Origin of the sequence: Thermoanaerobacterium thermosulfurigenes (assembly GCF_051201035.1) — a bacterium.
In the GTDB taxonomy this organism is placed as follows: Bacteria; Bacillota; Thermoanaerobacteria; order Thermoanaerobacterales; family Thermoanaerobacteraceae; genus Thermoanaerobacterium; species Thermoanaerobacterium thermosulfurigenes.
Map to the genome: position 1 here is coordinate 66,880 of NZ_JBPODR010000005.1, position 22,621 is coordinate 89,500.

The 22,621-nt window shown below is 34.1% G+C and carries 25 protein-coding genes; 3 read left to right on the forward strand and 22 right to left on the reverse strand.

Features of this window, described 5'->3' with window-relative positions:
* Window position 1 precedes the first annotated feature (1 nt).
* From HNR52_RS02845 to HNR52_RS02865, 5 genes are all read right to left on the reverse strand, one after another.
* Window positions 2-1,270: an NAD(P)/FAD-dependent oxidoreductase gene (locus HNR52_RS02845; RefSeq protein WP_041592185.1), complete on the reverse strand. Its 1,269-nt coding sequence runs from the start codon at window positions 1,268-1,270 to the stop codon at window positions 2-4.
* 3 nt (window positions 1,271-1,273) lie between these two features.
* Window positions 1,274-2,755, reverse strand: coding sequence for an NAD(P)/FAD-dependent oxidoreductase (locus tag HNR52_RS02850; RefSeq protein WP_435619681.1), 1,482 nt, complete (start codon window positions 2,753-2,755; stop codon window positions 1,274-1,276).
* 141 nt (window positions 2,756-2,896) lie between these two features.
* Complete coding sequence (glpK, locus tag HNR52_RS02855; protein WP_435619656.1) at window positions 2,897-4,387, reverse strand: glycerol kinase GlpK; 1,491 nt, start codon at window positions 4,385-4,387, stop codon at window positions 2,897-2,899.
* A 43-nt stretch (window positions 4,388-4,430) separates the two neighbouring features.
* The gene (locus HNR52_RS02860) at window positions 4,431-5,165 is read right to left on the reverse strand and encodes an MIP/aquaporin family protein (RefSeq protein ID WP_435619657.1); all 735 of its coding nucleotides are present in this window, start codon (window positions 5,163-5,165) and stop codon (window positions 4,431-4,433) included.
* A gap of 74 nt (window positions 5,166-5,239) precedes the next feature.
* Window positions 5,240-5,809 carry a glycerol-3-phosphate responsive antiterminator gene (locus tag HNR52_RS02865; RefSeq protein ID WP_013787282.1) on the reverse strand — a complete coding sequence of 190 codons (570 nt, stop codon included), beginning with the start codon at window positions 5,807-5,809 and terminating at the stop codon, window positions 5,240-5,242.
* A 204-nt stretch (window positions 5,810-6,013) separates the two neighbouring features.
* Between HNR52_RS02865 and HNR52_RS02870 the strand changes: the two genes are divergently transcribed.
* From HNR52_RS02870 to HNR52_RS02880, 3 genes are read left to right on the forward strand one after another with little or no spacing between them, the layout of a single operon-like run.
* Window positions 6,014-6,373, forward strand: a complete 360-nt coding sequence (locus HNR52_RS02870; RefSeq protein WP_435619658.1) for an ArsR/SmtB family transcription factor — start codon at window positions 6,014-6,016, stop codon at window positions 6,371-6,373.
* Between the two features lie 2 nt (window positions 6,374-6,375).
* Window positions 6,376-7,452 (forward strand): ACR3 family arsenite efflux transporter, encoded by a 1,077-nt coding sequence (gene arsB / locus HNR52_RS02875; protein WP_435619659.1) that lies wholly within the window; start codon window positions 6,376-6,378, stop codon window positions 7,450-7,452.
* 15 nt (window positions 7,453-7,467) lie between these two features.
* A complete protein-coding gene (locus tag HNR52_RS02880) occupies window positions 7,468-7,878 on the forward strand; it encodes an arsenate reductase ArsC (protein ID WP_013787279.1) in 411 nt (136 codons plus the stop codon).
* A 53-nt stretch (window positions 7,879-7,931) separates the two neighbouring features.
* On the opposite strand, the gene HNR52_RS02885 is transcribed toward HNR52_RS02880, so the two are convergent.
* The 17 genes from HNR52_RS02885 to HNR52_RS02965 all read right to left on the reverse strand — a co-directional run bounded on the left by HNR52_RS02885 (window position 7,932) and on the right by HNR52_RS02965 (window position 22,516).
* Window positions 7,932-8,561: a glycerol-3-phosphate acyltransferase gene (locus tag HNR52_RS02885; protein ID WP_230197655.1), complete on the reverse strand. Its 630-nt coding sequence runs from the start codon at window positions 8,559-8,561 to the stop codon at window positions 7,932-7,934.
* 20 nt (window positions 8,562-8,581) lie between these two features.
* On the reverse strand, window positions 8,582-9,667 hold the full coding sequence (locus HNR52_RS02890) for a glycosyltransferase family 2 protein (RefSeq protein ID WP_013787277.1): 1,086 nt from the start codon (window positions 9,665-9,667) through the stop codon (window positions 8,582-8,584).
* A 42-nt stretch (window positions 9,668-9,709) separates the two neighbouring features.
* Window positions 9,710-10,624: a cation diffusion facilitator family transporter gene (locus tag HNR52_RS02895; protein ID WP_013787276.1), complete on the reverse strand. Its 915-nt coding sequence runs from the start codon at window positions 10,622-10,624 to the stop codon at window positions 9,710-9,712.
* Window positions 10,625-10,644: 20 nt separating this feature from the next.
* A complete protein-coding gene (locus tag HNR52_RS02900; protein WP_013787275.1) occupies window positions 10,645-11,607 on the reverse strand; it encodes an acyl-CoA dehydratase activase in 963 nt (320 codons plus the stop codon).
* A gap of 1 nt (window position 11,608) precedes the next feature.
* Window positions 11,609-12,703, reverse strand: coding sequence for a 2-hydroxyacyl-CoA dehydratase (locus HNR52_RS02905; protein ID WP_435619660.1), 1,095 nt, complete (start codon window positions 12,701-12,703; stop codon window positions 11,609-11,611).
* Window positions 12,704-13,702 (reverse strand): acyl-CoA dehydratase activase-related protein, encoded by a 999-nt coding sequence (locus HNR52_RS02910; RefSeq protein WP_435619661.1) that lies wholly within the window; start codon window positions 13,700-13,702, stop codon window positions 12,704-12,706.
* A 92-nt stretch (window positions 13,703-13,794) separates the two neighbouring features.
* On the reverse strand, window positions 13,795-15,183 hold the full coding sequence (lpdA, locus tag HNR52_RS02915) for a dihydrolipoyl dehydrogenase (protein ID WP_013787272.1): 1,389 nt from the start codon (window positions 15,181-15,183) through the stop codon (window positions 13,795-13,797).
* Window positions 15,184-15,202: 19 nt separating this feature from the next.
* Window positions 15,203-16,600 (reverse strand): MFS transporter, encoded by a 1,398-nt coding sequence (locus HNR52_RS02920; protein ID WP_435619662.1) that lies wholly within the window; start codon window positions 16,598-16,600, stop codon window positions 15,203-15,205.
* A 262-nt stretch (window positions 16,601-16,862) separates the two neighbouring features.
* Complete coding sequence (locus tag HNR52_RS02925) at window positions 16,863-17,228, reverse strand: hypothetical protein (RefSeq protein WP_013787270.1); 366 nt, start codon at window positions 17,226-17,228, stop codon at window positions 16,863-16,865.
* Window positions 17,229-17,293: 65 nt separating this feature from the next.
* Window positions 17,294-17,500, reverse strand: coding sequence for a 4Fe-4S dicluster domain-containing protein (locus tag HNR52_RS02930; protein ID WP_013787269.1), 207 nt, complete (start codon window positions 17,498-17,500; stop codon window positions 17,294-17,296).
* Between the two features lie 33 nt (window positions 17,501-17,533).
* On the reverse strand, window positions 17,534-17,851 hold the full coding sequence (locus HNR52_RS02935; protein ID WP_013787268.1) for a NifB/NifX family molybdenum-iron cluster-binding protein: 318 nt from the start codon (window positions 17,849-17,851) through the stop codon (window positions 17,534-17,536).
* Window positions 17,852-18,002: 151 nt separating this feature from the next.
* Window positions 18,003-19,100: a TDT family transporter gene (locus HNR52_RS02940; protein WP_435619663.1), complete on the reverse strand. Its 1,098-nt coding sequence runs from the start codon at window positions 19,098-19,100 to the stop codon at window positions 18,003-18,005.
* Window positions 19,101-19,226: 126 nt separating this feature from the next.
* Complete coding sequence (locus tag HNR52_RS02945; protein WP_013787266.1) at window positions 19,227-19,511, reverse strand: ArsR/SmtB family transcription factor; 285 nt, start codon at window positions 19,509-19,511, stop codon at window positions 19,227-19,229.
* An 84-nt stretch (window positions 19,512-19,595) separates the two neighbouring features.
* Window positions 19,596-20,630 carry a lysylphosphatidylglycerol synthase transmembrane domain-containing protein gene (locus HNR52_RS02950; protein WP_013787265.1) on the reverse strand — a complete coding sequence of 345 codons (1,035 nt, stop codon included), beginning with the start codon at window positions 20,628-20,630 and terminating at the stop codon, window positions 19,596-19,598.
* Between the two features lie 15 nt (window positions 20,631-20,645).
* A complete protein-coding gene (gene pdaA, locus HNR52_RS02955; protein ID WP_435619664.1) occupies window positions 20,646-21,611 on the reverse strand; it encodes a delta-lactam-biosynthetic de-N-acetylase in 966 nt (321 codons plus the stop codon).
* Between the two features lie 66 nt (window positions 21,612-21,677).
* Window positions 21,678-22,250 carry a CRISPR-associated protein Cas4 gene (gene cas4, locus HNR52_RS02960; protein ID WP_013787263.1) on the reverse strand — a complete coding sequence of 191 codons (573 nt, stop codon included), beginning with the start codon at window positions 22,248-22,250 and terminating at the stop codon, window positions 21,678-21,680.
* The gene (locus HNR52_RS02965) at window positions 22,247-22,516 is read right to left on the reverse strand and encodes a hypothetical protein (RefSeq protein WP_435619665.1); all 270 of its coding nucleotides are present in this window, start codon (window positions 22,514-22,516) and stop codon (window positions 22,247-22,249) included. The genes cas4 and HNR52_RS02965 overlap by 4 nt, the downstream gene beginning before the upstream one ends.
* Window positions 22,517-22,621 lie beyond the last annotated feature (105 nt).

Consider the following 22,621-nt stretch of genomic DNA (forward strand, 5'->3'; position numbering starts at 1 on the left):
ATTATACCACCTCTACTTCGAATGTGATTTCATCTGCAGGAGATAGATCATCTCTTAAAAATTTTTCCTTTGGCACATCTATTAATATCATCTCTCCTGGTGTCAACCTCTGCATTTTTTTCCTGGCTATCTCTCTGTCACCTGATTTCACGGCGATATAAGCGTTTTTGTACACATCAGTAGGCCTCATGTGAAATTTAACTTTTGCATCTATATTATCATAATTTACTATTTGCGGCACCACATATCTAATGCCTAAACCAGCTTTCACGACGATGTATCGCCCTTCTTTTATTAACATATTATTAATGTACTTTACTGCAGAATCAGCCGCCAGCCTTGCTTCTTTTGTAACATTGTCCACAAGATCGTGCACTTGCAACACATTGCCACAGGCAAATATCCCTTCCACATTCGTTTCCATACTTTCATTCACAAGCGGTCCCCCAGTAACGGGATCTAACATTATGCCTGCACTTTTTGACAGTTCATTCTCAGGAATCAAACCTACAGATAATATTAAAGTATCACAGCTTATGTATTTAGCTGTGTTTAATATTGGCTTTCTGTTTTCATCTACCTGTGCTATTGTCACACCTTCAACTCTTTCTTTACCGCGTATTTCTATCACAGTGTGGCTTAAAAGAAGCGGTATGCCAAAGTCATCTAAACACTGAACAATGTTTCTGGTAAGTCCACTGGAATAAGGCATAAGTTCAACAACAGCTTTTACCGTAGCACCTTCAAGCGTAAACCTCCTGGCCATTATAAGTCCAATATCACCAGAACCCAATATCACAATCTCTTTGCCAGGCATGTATCCTTCCATATTTACATATCTTTGTGCCGTTCCCGCCGTAAATATCCCTGCAGGCCTTGTGCCAGGTATGCTGATTGCACCTCTTGGCCTTTCTCTACAGCCCATCGCAAGTATTATCGCTTTCGCTTTAATCTCCATGACGCCATTTTCTTGATTTACTGCTTTAACTACTTTATCGCTTGATATGTTTAATACCATCGTATTAAGCATAATCTTTATTCCATATTCATTTACCTTTTCTATAAATCTTTCTGCGTATTCCGGCCCAGATAATTCTTCTTTGAATTCAATAAGTCCAAATCCATTGTGTATGCACTGCTGAAGTATTCCTCCCGGATAGCTGTCCCTTTCGATTATTAAAATATCTTTTACACCTTTTTCATACGCTTCAACTGCTGCTCCAAGTCCTGCAGGACCTGCACCAATTATTACTATGTCGTATTTCATCATCATCTACACCCCACTTTTTAATAGTTCATTGTACAAATTTACGACGTATTCTTTCGCTTTAGCCGTCAAAATATTTGAATTGCCGCCAAACTTTGTGACATTAAGCGGATCTACATTAAGCTCTCTTGAAAGTATCTCTAACACTCTGGGGCTGCAAAATCCACCTTGACATCTGCCCATGCCAGCTCTGGTCCGCCTCTTTACGCCGTCAATGCTTTTTGCGCCAACAGGCCTTCTTATGGCATCAATTATCTCACCTTCAGTAACTGTCTCACATCTGCAAATGATCTTTCCATAAGCAGGTTCTCTCTTTATCAGCTCATTTCTTTCTTCATCTGTCAATTCATTAAAGCGTATGACAGGCTTCCTCTTGGGATTGAAATTATCTTTTTCAACCATTTTAAGTCCTGCATCTTTAAGAATTTCTCTTACCATCTCCGCAATTGCTGGTGATGATGTGAAACCAGGTGATTCAATGCCTGCTACATTTATAAAACCTTTAACATCTGATTCGCTTATAATAAAGTCTTCGCCATCTACATCTGGCACAGCCCTTACACCAGTAAATTGTGTTATCGTCTTCCTTTCGCTAAATTTTTCAACGCTCTTTTTGGCGCCTTTTATAGCCTTCTCCAATCCTTTGTAAGTAGTCTTTCGAAATTCCTTATTGGATATATCCTCAGACGTAGGACCTATAAGCAAGTTGCCATCAACAGTTGGCGACACCAGTATTCCTTTTCCCATCTTAGTTGGTACTTGAAATATGACAGTATTTGCCAGATAGCCTTCTTCTTTATCTAAAATCAAATATTCGCCTTTTCTTGGATGAATCGAAAAATGTTGATCGCTTACCATATTGTTTATCACATCTGCATAAAGCCCTGCCGCATTGATTACGTATTTGCTAAAATACTCTTTCACTTGTGTTTTTACCCTAAAAACATCGTCTTCTTTATCTATAGATATGACTTCTTGATTAAATACAAATTCGACGCCGTTTTGTGCAGCATTTTCAGCCAAGGCTATTACAAAACCGTAAGGACATATAATGCCTGCTGTCTTTGCATATAAAGCAGCAACAATTGTGTCGTTTATGTTTGGTTCAATTTCCTTAACCATATCTGAAGATATAATAGACATATTCTTGACGCCATTTTTTAACCCTCTATCATACAATTTATAAAGGCTATCTACTTCATCTTGTGAAAATGCGGCAACAAGTGAACCAACTCTTTTCATTGGAACATCTAAATCTTTACAAAGCTCATCAAACATCTCATTTCCTCTTACATTTAGTTTGGCTTTCAATGTACCAGGCACTGGGTCGTATCCCGCATGAAGTATAGCACTATTGGCTTTTGATGCACCACCTGACGCTACATCATCTTCTTTTTCTATAAGCAGAACTTTAATGTTGTATTTAGATAATTCTCTGGCAACTGATGAACCTACTACACCGCCGCCGATTATTATGACATCGTACATTTTACCATCCCTTTCAGCTATCAAATTCTTAAAAAAAGACAAAGCCATATATAGCCGGCTCTCCGGTTATATATGGCTCTCCTATTCTCCGCCATCCTAATATTCAATTGTATCTTTTGTTTATCAATTTAATTATACCACTTAATCAGCCCAATTCATAGACCTTTCTACGGCTTTTTTCCATCCCGCATAAAGTTTTTCTCTTGTTTCATCATTCATGTTAGGCTCGAAATGTCTGTCAACTCCCCAATTCTTAGCTACTTCTTCTCTGCCACTCCAGAATCCTGTAGCAATACCTGCAAGATATGATGCACCTAATGCAGTCGTCTCTATGACAGTAGGTCTATCTACAGGTACACCTAATATATCTGCCTGGAACTGCATCAAGAAATTATTTGCAGATGCTCCACCGTCAACCTTTAATGCACTTAACTTTATACCAGAATCATCCTGCATAGCCTCTAAGACGTCTCTCGTCTGATACGCCAAAGATTCTAACGTTGCTCTTATAATGTGCTCTCTTTTCACACCTCTTGTCAAGCCCAAAATCGCGCCCCTTGCATACATATCCCAGTATGGTGCACCTAATCCCACAAATGCCGGCACAACGTACACTCCATTTGTGTCACTGACCCTTTGAGCGTATTCTTCACTTTGCGGTGAATTGTCAATTATCTTAAGCTCATCTCTTAGCCACTGTATAGCAGCACCAGCTATGAATATGCTTCCTTCTAAAGCATATTCAACTTTATCATCGATACCCCACGCTATCGTGGTAAGCAAACCATTCTTGGATGGCACAGCCCTTTCGCCTGTATTCATAAGCATAAAGCATCCGGTTCCATAAGTATTCTTAGCCATTCCTTTGTCATAACAAGTCTGACCAAATAGTGCTGCTTGTTGGTCACCTGCGCAACCTGCTATAGGTATTTCAACGCCAAATATGCTTTTGTCCGTGTATCCGTATACATAACTGGACGGCTTAACATCAGGAAGCACCGATTCTGGAATGTCAAGATATTCTAATATGTCCTTATCCCACTTCAATTCGTATATGTTAAAAAGCATCGTACGAGAAGCATTAGAATAGTCTGTCACATGTGCCTTTCCACCAGTCAAATTCCAAATTAACCAGCTATCAATATTTCCAAAGTAAAGATCTCCATTTTCTGCTTTCTCCCTTGCACCTTCTACATTGTCAAGTATCCATTTTATCTTCGTACCCGAAAAATAAGCATCAACTACAAGACCAGTCTTCTTTAGAATTTCTTTGTCAAACCCACTATTTTTGATTTCATCGCAGATAGGTGCAGTCCTCCTACACTGCCAAACTATCGCATTGTACACTGGCTTGCCTGTGTTTTTATCCCAAACCACAGTCGTCTCTCTTTGATTTGTTATGCCGATTGCTGCAATGTCTTCTGCCTTAATCCCAGTTTTCTCAAGCACCGCCTTAGCTACTTCTATCTGAGAATCTAAAATCTCCATAGGGTCGTGTTCAACCCACCCTGGATTAGGGTAAATCTGCGTAAACTCTTTGTTTAGTGATGCAACTATGTTTCCACTGTGATCAAAGATTATTGCCCTTGAGCTTGTGGTGCCTTGATCTAATGCCATTATATACTTTGACATGATATGTTCCCCCTATATTTTATAATTTCATCCTTTATAAATTTTACAACATATTTATGAATGCCTGATATATCAAAGCTCCTAAAATACCTCCTACTATAGGTCCAAATAACGGAACAATAAGACCATATCCCCAATCAGAATCTCTCTTGCCTGGTATCGGCAATACAGCATGTGCAAGCCTTGGTCCTAAATCTCTCGCTGGGTTTATAGCATAACCTGTTGGACCACCAAGTGTAAGACCAATAACCCAAATTAAAATACCTACTAAGAATGCACCTAATGCCCCAACTTGATTGTGTTCATTTGTTATACCCAGTATTCCAACTAATAGCATTGCAGTTCCAATGACCTCTGTCAAGAAATTGTAAAACAGATTTCTGATGGCTGGAATTGTGCAAAATACACCAAGTTTTGAATTCTTGTCTTCTGTAGCATGGAAGTGATCTCTATATGCCACATATACAAGCAAAGCTCCTACAAATGCTCCTAAAAATTGAGCTACAATATAGCCCGGAACTTGCGACCAAGGGAATTTACCTAAAACCGCCATTGATATTGTCACTGCTGGATTAAAATGAGCTCCACCTATCCATCCCGTAATATACACAGGTACAGCAACTGCAAAAGCCCATCCTGCTGTTATGACTATCCATCCACTGTTTTGACCTTTAGTCTTATTTAGTACAACGTTTGCAACAACGCCGTCACCAAGGAGAATGAGTATCATGGTACCAAAAAACTCGGACAAAATCTTGCCAAACAATGATATTTCCATAAAAACCCCTCCGTTTAAACTTTTAAATTTTTTCTAAAATCTGAAGCTACACTCTCAATAACACCACCTCCTTGTCAGTCGATAAACCAAAGACTTTTTTCGCTTGTAGAAACTGCTACTGCACCAGAAGAAAGAGCATTTATCACATCTTCTTTTGTTTTAACTAAACCGCCTGCAATGATAGGTTGATACACTTCCGTAGTAAGCTTTTTCGTCACATCATGTGCAACACCTGGCATCACCTCTATTGCAGTTGGTTCAATCTGCTTAATTGAATTTAAACCTGTTTTTAGCGCTTGCGTATCCAGTAGAAAAATGCGCTCAATACAAGGAATATTCAACTCCTTAGCATATGTAAGTATATTAGTACGCGTAGAAATTATGCCATCTGGTTTTACTACTTCCTTAAGATACTCCACCGCCTTATAATCTTTACCAAGCCCTTCTACTAAATCAAAATGAATGAATGCTGTTTTCTCATGTGATTTAATGTCATCAATTGCATCTTTCAATATCAATATATTACTTGTCAACAAAAATATTACTTCACAGTTAGATGAGTAAACATCTTTTATATCTTCTAAATTTCTTATAGCTGCGATAATAGGAAAATTTTTAATCCTTTCAACAATGAAATTATCCACATCAATTCCTCCTATCATTTTATAAATGCAAATTGTATGCCAACACATCTTCATTTATTTTAGCATATGCGGAATTAATAAGTTGATATATATTATCAATTTTATGCTTTTACATGGTATTTAATATCAATATCAATTTGACAGTTTTAATTTGTTAAGCTATAATATGAGTATAATCAAATATAATCATAAGGAGGGTAGCTATTGAATATTGTTGGCGTCTTTAAGGCATTATGTGATGAAAACAGATTGAGAATATTTAACCTCTTATCACAAGAAACATTATGTGTATGTGATATAGAAACCATTTTAAACATGACTCAATCAAATGTTTCCCGCCATCTAAATAAGCTAAAAAGCGAAGGGATCATAACATTTGAAAAAAAAGCCCAGTGGGCGTATTACAAAATTGATGATAATTTTATAAAAGAAAATAAATTATTGTATGATTACCTTATTAGCACATTAAGAAATCATCCAAAATTTTTAGAAGACAATGAAAATTACAAAAAACATAAAGAAAGCAATATATCTTGCGAACAATTTATAAAGAGAGGAAATTGACATTGAGAGAAAGCAAAAGAAGATTATCTTTTTTAGACAAGTTTTTAACTGTATGGATTTTATTAGCAATGATCATTGGTATTTTGATAGGATATATTTTCCCTAATTTTGCAAATATGCTTAATAAGCTTAGCATAGGAGCAACGTCGATTCCAATTGCAATTGGGCTTATTTTAATGATGTATCCACCACTTGCAAAAGTTAAATACGAGGAAATAGGAAAAAGCAAAACTTCAAAAAAACCTTTTAAAATTGCAATTTTATATAACTGGTTTATAGGACCTTTAGTGATGTTTCTTCTTGCCATTATATTTCTTCACAATTATCCACATCTAATGATAGGTGTAATACTGGTAGGACTTGCAAGATGCATTGCAATGGTATTAGTCTGGAATGATTTAGCAGATGGGGATAGAGATTTTGTTGCTCTTTTGGTGGCTTTTAACGCTATCTGGCAGGTAATCACTTATTCCATATTTGCTTATGTATTTATAAAAATACTTCCTCCGATTTTTGGTGTTAGCACCAAAGCAATTAATATAAATATATCTATAAAAGATATTGCTACATCTGTTCTTATATATCTCGGCATCCCATTTGTTGCAGGGGTTCTATCGAGATTGTTACTTGTTAAAGCTAAAGGAAACACATGGTATGAAAAAAATTTTATACCTAAAATAAGTCCTATTACTCTTATAGCACTTTTGTTTACAATTATAGTTATGTTCTCTCTAAAGGGAAAATATATAGTAACATTGCCTTTGCAAGTTTTAATGGTTGCAATTCCACTGACGCTATATTTTATTATAATGTTTCTAATGGGATTTTTCACATCATACAAATTTAAATACGGATATTCAGAAAGTACAACTGTTGGTTTAAATGCGGCAAGCAATGACTTTGAATTGGCAATAGCAGTTGCAGTTGCGGTTTTTGGACTTAATTCAAATGAGGCTTTTGCAAGTGTAATTGGCCCATTAATAGAAGTTCCTGTAATGCTAATGTTAGTTAATGTAGCCTTGTATTTTAGGAAAAGGCTCAACTGGAATAAAAACAAAGAATCAAACAGTGAAAAATAAGAGAGGAGAATTTTTATGAAAGTAAAAGTAGCATTTATCTGTGTGGCAAATTCATGCAGAAGTCAAATGGCAGAAGGTTTTGCGAAATATTTAGGTTCTGATATATTTGAAGCATACAGCGCTGGTACAAAACTTGCTGAAAGGGTAAATCCAAAAGCGGTTGAAGTTATGAAAGAAGTAGGCATCGATATAAGCAGTCATCGCCCAAAATTATTAGATGAGATACCTCCAAAAGTGGACATCTTGATTACTATGGGATGCAATGTAGAATGCCCATATATACCTTGCAAGTTAAAAGAAGACTGGGGCTTAGATGATCCCGATGGAAAACCAATAGATGAGTTTAGAAGGACAAGAGACATAATTGAATCAAAGGTTAAAGAACTTATTGAAAGAATTAAAAACAATGAAATAAACTTAAATTAACGCATATCCACAATACCCTTTTTCTATTTAAGCCAGCAAGTTTTCTTGCTGGCTTATCTCATAACAGCGTTTTTTTCATGACGTTTATCATAAACATCTTTATAAAGCTTATAAAGCTTCTCCTTATTTGTATATGTAATGATGAGAAGGTTAGCAAACCATATATCATAAATATACATTTGGTATGATTTGTAATAAAGAAATAATACCAAAGTCAACATTCCAACTACAACCATCAATCCATCTACTTCAGATGATGTAGCTTTTCCCTTGTTTAAAATGACGGCTATGACATACAACATAGCCAATATAACAGCGTATGCAATAGACACTCTAAATGATGTTAAAGCACTCCATACACCAAACGTAACAGCTATTCCCTTGCCACCACGCCATTTTAGAAAAGGAGAAAAAACATGACCTAATATCGTAGCAACAGCTACAGGAACTATTCCAATGCCGCTAATATATCCCTTTGACATCATGAATAATAGAGGAAAATAGCCTTTTAAAAAGTCAAGAACAACTCCTAAAATACCAAATTTGTATCCAACTGCATGCCAGAGATTAAATGCACCGGGATTTCCATCACCGTAATGACGTATATCTTTTAAAGCTAATAAGCCTAACCAGTATGAAAACATCATTGAACCACTTAGAAATCCTATTAAGACAAAAAGCATTATCAATGTAATCCCCCCCTTTAAACCTTAATCCTTCTCCCCTTCCATGTGACGTATCCTAAAAAGAAAACTTGGTACAATGAGTAAACCATGATGTATATAAAAAATAGCGATGATAGTATATGAAATAAAGGAACTATGATGCCATAACGCCCTGTCCAGTTGTCTATATAAATTATCTGCAATGTGTACATAATGTAAAGCACCAAAAACAAACCAAACAAATCACTTTTATAAAATGCAAGAAATGGAGTAATAAACTCTACCGCCAATAATCCTATAAGCCATAACGCTATAAGAATTATCGTCGCAGTTTCTAATCTGGATGTGCTTAATATCGCTCCTTTTCCAAACCCCTCTACTTCACTTTTTATGCCGTATGGATACATCCTAAACGAAATTAGATCGTATCCTATGAAATTCTGAACATTTATACCATTTGACGTAAATTTCTCTCCTAAATTTAAATCGTCCAAAAGCTCTCCCTTTATGCTGTAATGTCCGTTTACCTTTTCATAATCTTCACGAGACACAACAATACAAGAGCCATACATTCCTTTTCGTGGATTGTATTTTTCAAATGGCGATGTAAATGCAAAAATCCCCAAAATATATGGTATCAATGAAAGCTTTTCATAAAATTTCTCAGGGCTATGATATGGCACAACAGATATAGCTCCATTTGCCTTCTCCCTCGCTTTCACCAATGACTCCAAAGCACGTGGAGATAGCCTAACATCAGCATCGATGAATGCAAATACGTCACCTGTAGAATTTTTATATCCATTCCACAAAGCCCACGTCTTCCCAGTCCAACCATCAGGCATTTCAGTATTTCTTATAACTTTAATGCCATAACTTTCAGCGATCTCAAAAGTCCTATCTGAGGAAAAATCATCAACTACAATTACTTCATAAGGCATATACGTCTGATTTTTTAAAGACTCAAGTATATATGGGAGATTTTTCTCTTCATTTCTTGCAGGGATTATGACAGAAATTTTATAATGCCTTTTAAGAGGCTGATTACCATAAGTCACCTTCAAATTTCTAAATAAAACAAAACCAGAAATAATGCCTAAAAGCAAAAAAGCACTGGCTATCATTTCGCATCACATTCCTCTCCCATTTTAAATTACAGAAATGTGTTAATTAATAGTATCATCAACCTTTTTTATCAAGCCAACATCTTCACAACATTCGTACTCCATCTGCAATGTAACATGATGTATGTCAAACAATTCATCTAAAACAATTTCAATCTGTTCCATCACCTCTTTTGATTGACTTACTTTAACATCATCTTTTAAATTTACATGGCATTCAAAATGTACATCGTCGTCATTTGTCTGCCAAACATGAACATGGTGAATATTTTTTACATTTGGTAATTTCTCAATTTCTCTTTTTACAATTTCTAAATCTATGTTTTCAGGTGTTCCTTGCATAAGTATGCTCACAGATTCGTTGATTATTTCAAAGCTTTCTTTAATTATATATATACCAATTAAAACCGTCAATAGCGGATCTATCCAATAAATTTTAAAAAAATATATACATATTCCTCCAATAACTACTCCTACAGAAGACAAGGCATCTGACAGAAGATGTACGTAGGCAGAACGAATGTTGAGATTTTCTTCTGCATTTTCTTTAAGCAGAAGTACCGACGATGCATTTGCCAAAAGACCTATTAGAGCAACTACAATCATTATAGCTCCATTGATAGGCTCTGGATTGAAAAATTTTATATAAGCCTCTTTAAACAAAAATACCGATATTACAACCAAAACGACTGAATTAAAAAGAGCTGCAAGAATTTCTGCTCTCTTATATCCAAACGTCATCCTTTCATTATTTTCCTTCTGTGATATCAACATAGCAAAATAACTAATTATGATAGATATAGCATCGCTAAAATTGTGAAGCGCATCTGATATAAGGGACAAACTTCCTGAGAATAGCCCTCCAATAATTTCTGCTGCTGTTATTGAAAAATTTAAAAACATCGTTGTTATTAAGCTTTTCTTAGTTTTGACTTCATGTTCATGATGATGAGCCATTTTAATAACCTCCCAATTTTTTAAACTATAGAATTAGACCATTTACCACACTTATCGCCTGTCATTGCAATCGTCTTGCCATTTGCCTGTATTTTAATAACTTCACATTCATTTGGGCAACCATTGCAAATAAAACTAGTTGTTACAAATTTCTCTTCAGAAATTTCAAAACCTTTAAACTTTGTCGGCTTATTTGTTGTCTTTATATGATTTTTTGCTATCATTGCAATTCCAATCGCACCCATTACATCAAAATGCTTAGGTACAATAACTTCTTCTCCAATTTCTTCTTCAAATGCCTTTTTAATTGCTACGTTTGCTGCAACACCTCCTTGAAAGACATAAAGAGGTTTTAATTTCTTTCCTCTTACAAGGTTATTCATGTAATTTCTGACTAAAGCCTTAGAAAGACCCTTTAATATTTCAGCTTTGCTAAATCCGTACTGCTGTTTTGATATCATATCTGATTCTGCAAAAACAGTACATCTGCCTGCTATTCTAACATCTCTTTCAGCAGTCAGTGCAATTTCTCCAAAATCCTCTATTTTTATTCCAAGCCTCTCTGCCTGATGATCAAGAAACGATCCGGTTCCGGCCGCACAGACTGTATTCATTGCAAAGTCTGATATGATACCATCGTTAATAATTATTAACTTAGAATCCTGTCCTCCTATCTCAAATATCGTTTTTACATCTGGATAATAATACAATGTTGCTGTAGCATGTGCTGTAATCTCATTTTTTACTACATCTGCTCCTAAAATATATCCTAAAAGTTGCCTTCCACTGCCAGTTATTCCAATCCCATTTATATTGCTATCACCAATTGCTTGATAAAGCTTTTTAATTTCACTTTTTACTATATCTACTGGTTGTCCTATATTCCTTGTATATGACTTAAATAACAAATCGTCTTCCTCGTCAATTGCTACGACATTTACGCTAACAGAACCAACATCAACACCAATGTATATATTCTTCATACTACTTCACCTTCTTTACCATTAATTTTTTATTTTTTACCACGTCAATAAATGCTTCAATCCTTGTTAATAAATTTGCAGTAGCTGACTGTTCATCAATGGAAAGAGATATAATTGGAAAATCATATTGCTTAGATATTTTATCTATTATACTCTGAGAAATTAATTCCGGTAAACATCCAAAGGGCTTTAAGTGTATGACACCATCAAATCCCCTATCTTTAAAATCCAAAATTGCACCGATCGACTGTTTTGCATGACCACCTATTATTATCTCTATATATTTTTCTGCTTTTTTCAAAATATCATGTTCTTTTTTATTGATCTTAAAAGGCAGTAAATTATTGTCTATCCATTCTGATATATAATGAGCTCTTTCCACTTCTACTCCATATCCATTCAAAACTTCTTCTATATTGTTATTTATAGATGGCTCCATAACAACATATATTTCACCAACTATACCTATTTTTATTTTTTCGCTCTCAGGAACATTGCATATCTCAATATTATTAATGCGTCTATATGCCTCTTTTTCTACAAATAATATATCATCAGGCATTCTAATTCTTCTATACAACGATAATATTTCATTCCAAGCTTTTGTAAATTCGCCTTTGTTGCATTCATAAGCTCTTTTTTCTTCTATTATTTTTTCTATTTTATCCATAGATTTTGCCATTTTATATACAGTGTTTACTATTCTTAATACGTCTGTCCACGTATTTTCTCCTTTAATCCTTGATATTTTCTGTAAGAAGCCTTTAAAATCTCTTTTTGGTTCATCCAATATTATAAAATCCACTTCATACCCCATATTCTCTAAAATTTTCTTCTGTGCTTCTCCATAGTAACCAGCTCTACAAGGTCCATTACCCCCAGATGTTATTATCGTATCTGCTCCTAACTCAATAGCTTCTAAATATGTTCCCAATATGACTTTCAAAGGAAAACATGCAAATTCAGGGCTATATTTAACACCATAATTTATTGTCTTGAGAGATGGCTTTGGCGGAGTTATAACATCATGCCCTAACAATTCAAATAACTTTTCATAAATAAGTGGTGAACCCATATATGGAAAAGTAACTTTCAATTAAATCACGCCTTCCGAAGTGTTTTCAACTTTAACTCTTTTCAATTTTTGCTTTTTTATTCTAACAAGATCAATAAACGCTTCTATACGTGTCAATATATGACTTTCTCCCGTTTGCTCATCTATTCGCAATATCATGTACGGTTTCTTTGCATTTTCTGAATCTATAGAAAGAAACGGTTCAAGAATGGAATCAGGACCACATCCAAAGGCTGATATTTGTATTATGCCATCAATAATATCCATTTCCATAAAATTATAAGCAGCTCCCATTATCTTATTAGTAAACTCCCAAAACATCTCTTTTTTAAAACGGCTTTGATACTTTTTGATTAATTTTTCATCTAACATATCAAATGTAATGATTTTTACATTCATCTTTCTCAATGTATTTATAAGATCCATATTCATAAATCTGTCGTAAACATTGTATACATATCCCAATAAACCTATTGTAATATCGCCATCATATTTTTGAGGTGTATCTTCATCCAAAAGTTCATTTATATCAAAACCTTTTTTATTTAACTTTCTAAAAGAGAGCCATTCTTCTCTTGCTCTTTTTAATGCTTTTTTTAAATCATATTTACTTACGCCTAACCTCACTATGAAATCTTTGTAAATCTTAAAATCAGAAATATCATCGTCTTTAGAAATTATGCTATTCGTCAATATCTTGTCATCAATGTCATCAAACAATCCCTTAATCATGTCTGGCAATCCCATGAATTTTGGACACATGAATGTACCTTTGCTTAAACTTACGAATCTAGGAATATATATATAATCAACATTTTTATCTAAAAGATTTATAATGTGTCCAGTATACACTTTCATTGGAACACATATCTCTGGCACTGCTTTCTTAACGCCTAAATCCAATATGACTTTCGATGTGTCTTCAGATAATACCGTTTCTATTCCCAATTCTTTAAATAGAACATCCCAAAACGGAAAATAATAATAATATAAAAGCGCCTTTGGAATACCAATCTTCATCTCTTTGCTCTCCCGATAATCATGTTAAATCCTATATATTATTGGACATACGTATGCAAGCAATAAACTTGCATACGTAGCATAATAAAGTTTTATAAAAGATTTAATGCTTTCTCTGCCGCTTCAGTTATTATTTCGCTTAATGTAGGATGTGTATGGATGCTTGCAGTAATATCCTCAAGCCTACCATTCGTCCTAATTATATATGTTGCTTCCATTATAAGCTCACCAGCTTCTTTTCCTACTATCTGCATACCATAAAGCTTATGAGTCGCAGGGTCGACAATCATCTGAACAAATCCCTTATCATCACCTACAATCAATGCTCTTGCATCCTCTGAATAAGAGAATTTGATAACTTTGTAACCTAAATCAGTTGCTTTTGATGAGTCAATGCCAACACTTGCCGCCTCAGGTTCACAGAAAATCGCATGTGGTATTGCATTGTAAGTCATCGGAACATTGCTCCCCAATATTGATTTCGCTGCAATAATTGATTCTCTTGTAGCCGCATGTGCAAGCATAATTTTGCCATTTACATCGCCAGTTGCATACACATTTGGGTTTTCTGTTTGCATAAAATCATTTACTGGTATCTCTTTATGATTTCCTAATTTTATTCCCAATAATTCTATATTTAAGTTTTCAGTACGAGGTCTTCTTCCAACTGCTACCAATACTTTTTCAGCTGATACCGCATTTTCGATACCACCTTTTACATAGTTGACCTTAAATAAGTCATTTTCTTTAGAAATTGATGCTACTTTAGCATCTGTGTAAATATCTATATTGTATTCTTTTAAGCCTTCTTCTACTGCTTCACTTACTGCAACATCTTCAGTAGTCAATATCCTTGGAAGTGCCTCAATGATAGTGACCTTTGTATCCATTCTAGCAAGCATAGATGCTATTTCAACACCAATATATCCACCACCTACTACAACCATAGATTTAGGTTTTGTTTTTAGTTCAAATACATCTTCACTAAACATTATACCTGGCAACTCAATTCCCGGTATAGGTGGTTTTACTGTCTCAGAACCTGTAGCAATAATAAGCTTATCAAATACAAGCCTTATCTTCTCCTCTTTTGTTTCAACTTCTACAACATTTTTGTCTGCTATAGTAGCCATTCCATAATAAATGTCCAATTTATTCATTTTAGAAGCTTTTTCAGCTCTTGTAACACGTGCATTTAATATTTTATCTTTTCTTTCCTTTATGGCTAAAAAATCGACATCAATATCATTGTAATTAAGTATTCCGCCAAAATTTTTAAACTTTTTTATATCTGCATATCTTGTAGCCGTCTCAATATATATTTTTGATGGAATGCAACCCTCAAAAAGACACGTTCCACCTAAGCCAACACCTTTTTCAACAAGGGCAACTTTAAGGCCATTTTTGGAAAGCATATTGGCTCCCGGTGTTCCACCAGGCCCTCCGCCTACCACAACAACATCATACTTTAGTTCCTTCACTTTAATCACCTTTCTTTTATTAATTTGTTTTATTTCTAATTGCAGATATTGCAGCACCTATAAAGCTCAATACTGCAGCAATATAGTAAACTATATGAGCACTTTGAAGAAATTTAGTGCTATAGTTTCCTGTGTAATGCTTCATAAATGCTGTAAACAATGCAACAGAAAATGCCATGCCCATTACCATGCCTAAATTTTTTACAAGTTGCGTAATGCCATTTGCCGCTCCTAATTTATCCTTAGGAACGCTGCCCATTATACAGCTATTATTAGGTGACTGAAACATTCCAAGAGACAATCCCATAAGCCCTACATACACTAAAACTAAATAAATTGGTGTATTTATTTTAACATTTGCAAGCAGTATGAGACCAATTCCATTTATGACAAGTCCAGATGACGTCAATGCTACAGCTCCTATCCTATCAGAAAGTGCACCACTAAAAGGAGATATTATAGCCATTGCCACTGGAAAAGCCATCATATATAATCCTGATGTCCCTACACTTAATCCAACAACTTTCTGATAATAGAAAGGCATCAAGACATTTGGTGAGTACATGGTCATAAACGATAATAATGAAGCTATAACTGATGATGTAAAAGTGATATTCTTGAATAAGCTTAAATTTACAACAGGATGTTCTTTTTTTGTTTCAGCTATAATAAATATGACAAATGACACTGCAAAAATGATTAAGCTACCATAAACAATAGGATTATTTATCCCATACTTATTTATATCCGAAAATCCTAATATGAATGTTACTATTGAAAGCACCAAAAATATAGAACCAGTAAGATCAAATTTAAAATCTTTTTTTGCACGTTTTCTATCTAAAGGAACTGAATAGTACGAAGCTATAAATCCCAAAATAGATACAATAAATGTCAAATAAAATACAGATCTCCAACCCCAAATTCCAGTTACATACCCTCCTAATGGAGGACCTGCAATACTTCCTATAGCCATAGTAGTAGCCAGCAAGCCTATATTTTTACCTCTTTCATTAGGTGGATAATTTTCTGTCACAATGGCCATTCCATTTGCCATTACCATTGCACCACCTACTGCCTGTAAAGTCCTCATCACTAAAAGCATTGTAAGATTTACAGATAGACCACACAGTAGCGTAAAGATTGATATTATAAAATATCCCATATTGTATATCTTCCTTCTGCCATAATTATCAGCTATTGTGCCGAGTATCGGCAAAAGTGCAGACATAGTAAGCAAATAAATGGTGGCTATCCATTGAACAGTATTTATGTCTACTTTAAATTCTTTTGATATGACAGGAAGTCCCACATTTACAACACCGCTGTCAAACATAGACATAAATGCGCCTATCATTACGGTATACAAAATCCATTTCGATTTTGAATAACCATTTGAATCACCCATATTGTTCATAATATTTCCTCCACATTTATAGAACTCTTTTTAATATATTGTTACCTATAATACCTATTTAATAACATTTTCTGTTCTCGACAATTAATTTATACTATACTATAGCAGGGTATAATAGAAGCAAAATATATATTTGAAATTTCAAATATATTATATACCGATTATTGTCATATGTCAATTTATGATTTATTTTTAAACTGCTGCGACTAACATAATTAAGATTATTTAGCAATCGCAGCAGTTATATTATATTTCTTTTATTTTAACCTTGTTCTTTTTCTTTAACAGCCTTTTTAATCTCATTTATTACTTGCTCTGTATTCATATTTCTTATTTCTATACCGATATGCTTTTCTCTGTCGAATCCTACTGCATCAAAAGCATCCCTGTACATTTTTCTCTGCATTACTGGATCACATGCAGCAACGTATAACTCATCTATATCTGCACCTTTCAAAAGTTCACGCAAATACCTGTCGCCATCCTCTGCGCAAAGCTGTGGATGCAATCCTACCCATTCGAATATATTTTCTCTTCTCAATGTGTTTAAGACTTCGAATGTGTCCATCTCCTGAAATGAAGGACATGTGCCTTGGCATACACATAAAAGCAATCCCTTTTTGCTCATTTTATTATTCCCTCCAATTAAATTTATAATTTTTTAAAATCTTTAAACGAGATTGTAAATTAAGCTTATTTATTGTCGCCAAAATAAGATATAGCATCGTTATCGCATATCTTCTGGCAACCTCTGCAGAATTCTACACAGTTGTCAGGATTTATTACAAGCGGAAAACCATCGTCGCCTATTGTATAAACATCGTGTGTGCAGAAATTAACACACTGGTAGCACTGTATGCATTTATCGTGGTCAATAATCGGATACCAATTTTTAGCCATGTCTTTCACCCCCTTTCAATCTTTTTTCAATCTTTAAAATGACTTTAATATATCTGCTATTCGCCCTAATGTTACAAGCTTTACTGATATGTTGTTCTTTAAAAGTTCTGCTTTTATTTCTTCACTTATGTTCATCACAACAAAAATCTCAGCATTTGTCTTTGAAATAAAGTCCACAAAATCTTTTGCATTCAATTTTTGATCATTGTAAAATATATTTTCTACATTTTTTACTTTCTTTAACTTACCATCTTCTACCTCTGCAACTGTAATGTATTCAGAATTTACAATATCACTTCCTATATCGCTGTTAAGTCCCAAATGATTTTTTGATGCAAAAGCTATAATCATCATCGCACCTCCTTTTATTTCTTGATTCGGTTTTTCGAATCAAATAGCCAAAAAAATAACTATTTGTTCTAAAAAAAATATTTCATAAATTTATAAAATATATTATAGGTTGCCTGTGTAATGTAGCAAATAGCTACATTACACAAGTTATTTACTTTTTATTTTTAGGTTCCTGAGGGACCAAAAGCTTTCCATTAAATGTCCCAACCAAAGATTTTATAAAAGTGCTTATCCATAAGACAATCAATAATGCAGCTAATAAAAGTGTGTACCAGTACACTATTTGAAGCTTCACATACATATATACATTAAATGAAGAAAGCGTATATGCTGAAAGCGGGAATATGAAGGCCCACCATGATAGTGAAAAAGGAATTCCACCTTCTCTTAAATATTTGACAGTTATAGCAATTGTGAGAACAAAAGCCCATATTCCAAATCCCCACAAAATAAGAGATAACATTTTTAGAGAATCAGTGGTTGTAATAAGGCCAACTAATTTCGACGCATCAGCGATTCCCATTAAGCTTAACGTTCCTACGCCTATGGGGCCTAAAATTATCCAAAATGTAGGTGTAGCCATAGCATGAGGCATTTTATGATTTATAAACCTGTTTAATATTATACTGCTAAGTATTATGAATAGAAACAAACCTATTCCAAAAAACACAATATCAGTAAGATTTACAATTTGTGCTACACCAATACTTTTCTTTGCATAAGCTTTCACAAGCTGATTTCCAAGAAGCGGTATTACTATACTTGCCACAGGTGTTATATACCATGAATTATTAGTTAGTTCTGGGCTTACTTCATCCATTAACATCATATTGTATGTTACAAATACGCCAAAAATTAGAGCTAATAACACACCATAAGCCCATAGTATAGTTCCAAGAAGCACTACAAAGCTCATATTAAAGAAATCTTTTCCTATGATAAAGAAATTAGTACCTAAGATAAGTCCTCCAACAGGCATCGTGACGAAAAAGTTTGACATCACTGGATGTCTTAAATCATCTTTTAACTTATCAAAGTGCAAAAACCATCTCGCTGTCCATGGCCCTATCAACAATAAAAACAGAATAACATTTAACCAAAAGATTATTACAGAGAGCGGCTTTAAAAACGCCATTTTACCGCTTAGCATATACAAAACATTTGCTAAGCCTCCTGTCCCCATGACTGATGCATACCAAGCAGGGGAAAAGTGCCTTACAACATCATTTAAACTAATTTTTTCTTTCATCTCAGACCTCCTATAATATTTTGCTAAATCAATAATAGTATATCTTGGTTTTTGTCATATGTCAATATATTTATTGAAATTTTATTTTTTTATTCGGTTATTCGAATATATCGGATAAGCAACTACCTACTCACCAACTATTTTCTTAACTGAATCTATAATTTTAACCATGTCCTTATTTTTAAGAGTATAATAAATCTTCGTCCCTTCCCTTGAATCTTTTACTATCCCATTTGCTCTTAACACCATAAGATGTCTTGAAATATGAGATTGGTCAAGATTCAAAACAGCCATCATTTCACAAACGCACATCTCATTTCTACTTAGAAGCTCAATAATCTTGATTCTTGTCGGATGCGACAGTGCTTTAAAGTACTCAGCCGTCTTGTCGTACAAATCAATTGTTACCATGTTATCACCCTTCCCAACTAATTATATTCGTTTTTTCGAATAAAGTCAATAAAAAGATTTTTAAGGCGCAATGTGGTAAAATAATCATTCAGCGCCTAACGGCTTGTCTGTATCTTTTCTCATCATTAAGAAAAATCCTATTCCTGATGCAATCAAATAAACGTAGTATGTGAAAAATCTCCATATACCTATAAACACACCTAATAGATGATGTGGAACTATATTTGAAAATATACTGGCAAAGCCAACTTCAACAAATCCTGCCCCACTTGGTATCACATTATAAGCAAGAATATCGTAAAATATAATTTGCCTTGATATGACAGCTAAAATATTGAATTTTATGTTCATTGCTATCATCAAAATTGGTGCAATGCTGTAAAACAAAGTCCAAAAAAGCATAGCGTACAAAAGCTGTGATATTAAGAGCTTTCCTCCCGAACTTACCATGAAAAGTTCATTAAATCTGTGATTGTATTCAATAATTTCAGTTTTTGTATTTTCAAAAAACTTTTTATACCTTTCACCTGAGAAAAAACTTATGCCAGCAATCAAATTTACTACAGAGATTAAAAAAGCTGGCCTCAATATTATATAGATGAGAGCTATCAATAAAATCAGTAGTATAAATGAAACCAATATGGCAAATATAGATAAAGCATGCGTAAGCTCCAACTGCTTTCTAAAAAATATCAGTAAAATAGGAGGTATCGTGCCGAAAAAAATACCTGAAAACAAAATCTTGGCTGTAAAAATCATAAGACTTTTATTTGGTGGTATCTTTTTTTTGTTTAAAAGGTAAATAGTTATTGGAAGTGCACCTGAACCAAATGGAGTTATATAACTGAAGAAAAAAGTAGCCAAATTGAACTTAAATAGATATCCAACGCTTAGATCTTCTCCTAACGCCAAAAGTAAATCCCTTATCCTATAAGTATCAACCATCAAGCTTAAAAAAATAAAAAGCAGCATGATGCCAATGTATATAGGATTTATATTCATAACATCTTTTAATCCTTGATACCCTGAAAATTTCATTATGATGGCTATAGCGCCAAAGCTTAAAACAAACGCAACAGCCATCATGTAAAAATTCTTCCTCTCTAATATATGATTCAAAATTATCCCCTCGCTTTATTGGCTTATATCATCTAAAGTCTTAAATACATATCCCTGCGCTTTTATATCTTTTAATATCCTATCAAGAGCCATCGTATCATCTTTTGAGACAGCATGAAGCAGTATTACTGCTCCTGGATGAATTCTGGCCATAACGGTATTGTAGCTTTCATCAGGACCTCCTGGCAGTGGCTGCCAATCAGCAAGAGCAAGACTCCAAAACACCGTCTTATATCCCAAAGACTTTGCTATATACAATGTCCTTTCGCTGTACTCACCCATAGGTGGCCTCAAATAATGCATATCTTTTCCTGTAAGCTCTTTAAACATTTCAGCAAGACCAGTTATCTCGGTTTTAACTTTTTCATCTAAAAGCTTAGGAAGACTGGGGTGATTTACTGTATGGTTGCCTACTATATGTCCTTCAGACACCATTCTCTTAACAAGATCACCATGCTCTTTAATATACGGACCCGTCACAAAAAAAGCCGCTTTTACATCATTTACCTTTAGTATGTCTAAGATTTTAGGTGTATATCCGTTTTCATATCCTTCATCGAATGTCAAGTACACGTATTTTTTTGTTGTGTCGCCTGTAAATATTCCATCGTATTTTTTTATAAGGCTCATAGCTTTGGATGTAATCTCAGGCGTCTTGTGATCAGGTAACACCCTCATACCCCATCCGTACAATGTATTATCAAGGCCTTGTGTATTTATCAAAGAATTACTGTACACATTGCTATTCACGGTGTTGTTCTCCGTAATCTTAGTATCACTAACATCGTTAGAAGTATTTTTAGCTGAATTATCTTTCCCGTTATTGCTTGCCACACTGCTATTTGTCTTCACATTCACACTTGGCTTTTGAACAGACTTCTTTTCCACATTTGTTGGATTCTTGGTTTTCAGAAAGCTGCAAGATGCTGTCGATAAAACCATCACTATGACAAAAAATAAAACGCCTAACTTTTTTAACATTTTATCATCCTCATTTCAAAAATATCTTCTTATGTATTTTTTGCATTCAGATGTTTTGTATTCTTATCAGATTTTTACTTTGCTTCCTTTATATATCTCGCACACAGTGTCTCTACATGGGCAAAATCTGCACTTTATAAAATCCCCTTCCACATCAGGGAAAAACTTTTCTTCTTCTAAGAGTCTCATCTCTTTTATAATTTTAATAAGTTCTCTTCTAAGACCTTTCGTATTATATACTTCAAACATCGTATTTTGATAGACGATTCTACCCCGTCTTACTTTTTTACCAAATTCTTCTTCTATTATCAAAAAATAAGCAGTCAATTGCATGACATCTTTCAAAAATGGGGAATGTCCTTCGGCTTTTGAACTTTTTAGCTCCAACGGTATCAATTCATTCCCAACATCGTAAATATAATCTGGCTTTCCACTTATGCCATATTTTGAAGATTTTAAAAGCTTGCTGTACATAACGCCGTCCTTTTTTACCTCTTCCTGCTTATCTATGTATATAAGCTTTCCTCTTTTGAAACCGATTGTCCTTTTCATCTCCTTATAAGGAGGTCTTTTTTCTGCAATCTCCTTCAAGATGACGTAAAGTATTAAAAGTGTAAAGACGAAATTTAACACTATCATTTCAAAAACCCTATTACAATAGCTACAAAAGCCAAGAGAATCAATATGGCTATAGCTATTTTCTTGTATTTTAACCTTACAATATCTCTATAGTATTTCTCATGATACTCAATGCCTTTTTTAAAGTTGCTATCTTCATACCTTATGCCGTTTTTTTCTCTCAATTCATTTATATATTTATGTCCGTACTTTTTTTCATAGTACCATTGATATGGGCAATACAAGTATTGATTTATCTCAGAAGCAGATATGTATTTGTTTGACATATTATCACCATTCTAAGCAAAAATAAAAACATTGCAGATCATTCCACAATATTAACTATATCAATTTTTAGGTTCATCTGCAATGTTTTAGACATTAATTTTTTA

Coding starts and splice junctions, on each gene's coding strand:
- HNR52_RS02845 (WP_041592185.1), bottom strand. CDS start 1,270: ATGATGAAATACGACATAGTAATAATTGGTGCAGGTCCTGCAGGACTT.
- HNR52_RS02850 (WP_435619681.1), bottom strand. CDS start 2,755: ATGTACGATGTCATAATAATCGGCGGCGGTGTAGTAGGTTCATCAGTT.
- glpK (WP_435619656.1), bottom strand. CDS start 4,387: ATGTCAAAGTATATAATGGCATTAGATCAAGGCACCACAAGCTCAAGG.
- HNR52_RS02860 (WP_435619657.1), bottom strand. CDS start 5,165: ATGGAAATATCATTGTTTGGCAAGATTTTGTCCGAGTTTTTTGGTACC.
- HNR52_RS02880 (WP_013787279.1), top strand. CDS start 7,468: ATGAAAGTAAAAGTAGCATTTATCTGTGTGGCAAATTCATGCAGAAGT.
- HNR52_RS02885 (WP_230197655.1), bottom strand. CDS start 8,561: ATGCTTTTTGTCTTAATAGGATTTCTAAGTGGTTCAATGATGTTTTCA.
- HNR52_RS02890 (WP_013787277.1), bottom strand. CDS start 9,667: ATGATAGCCAGTGCTTTTTTGCTTTTAGGCATTATTTCTGGTTTTGTT.
- HNR52_RS02895 (WP_013787276.1), bottom strand. CDS start 10,624: ATGGCTCATCATCATGAACATGAAGTCAAAACTAAGAAAAGCTTAATA.
- HNR52_RS02900 (WP_013787275.1), bottom strand. CDS start 11,607: ATGAAGAATATATACATTGGTGTTGATGTTGGTTCTGTTAGCGTAAAT.
- HNR52_RS02910 (WP_435619661.1), bottom strand. CDS start 13,702: ATGAAGATTGGTATTCCAAAGGCGCTTTTATATTATTATTATTTTCCG.
- HNR52_RS02920 (WP_435619662.1), bottom strand. CDS start 16,600: ATGAACAATATGGGTGATTCAAATGGTTATTCAAAATCGAAATGGATT.
- HNR52_RS02925 (WP_013787270.1), bottom strand. CDS start 17,228: ATGAGCAAAAAGGGATTGCTTTTATGTGTATGCCAAGGCACATGTCCT.
- HNR52_RS02930 (WP_013787269.1), bottom strand. CDS start 17,500: ATGGCTAAAAATTGGTATCCGATTATTGACCACGATAAATGCATACAG.
- HNR52_RS02935 (WP_013787268.1), bottom strand. CDS start 17,851: ATGATTATAGCTTTTGCATCAAAAAATCATTTGGGACTTAACAGCGAT.
- HNR52_RS02940 (WP_435619663.1), bottom strand. CDS start 19,100: ATGAAAGAAAAAATTAGTTTAAATGATGTTGTAAGGCACTTTTCCCCT.
- HNR52_RS02945 (WP_013787266.1), bottom strand. CDS start 19,511: ATGGTAACAATTGATTTGTACGACAAGACGGCTGAGTACTTTAAAGCA.
- pdaA (WP_435619664.1), bottom strand. CDS start 21,611: ATGTTAAAAAAGTTAGGCGTTTTATTTTTTGTCATAGTGATGGTTTTA.
- cas4 (WP_013787263.1), bottom strand. CDS start 22,250: ATGATAGTGTTAAATTTCGTCTTTACACTTTTAATACTTTACGTCATC.
- HNR52_RS02965 (WP_435619665.1), bottom strand. CDS start 22,516: ATGTCAAACAAATACATATCTGCTTCTGAGATAAATCAATACTTGTAT.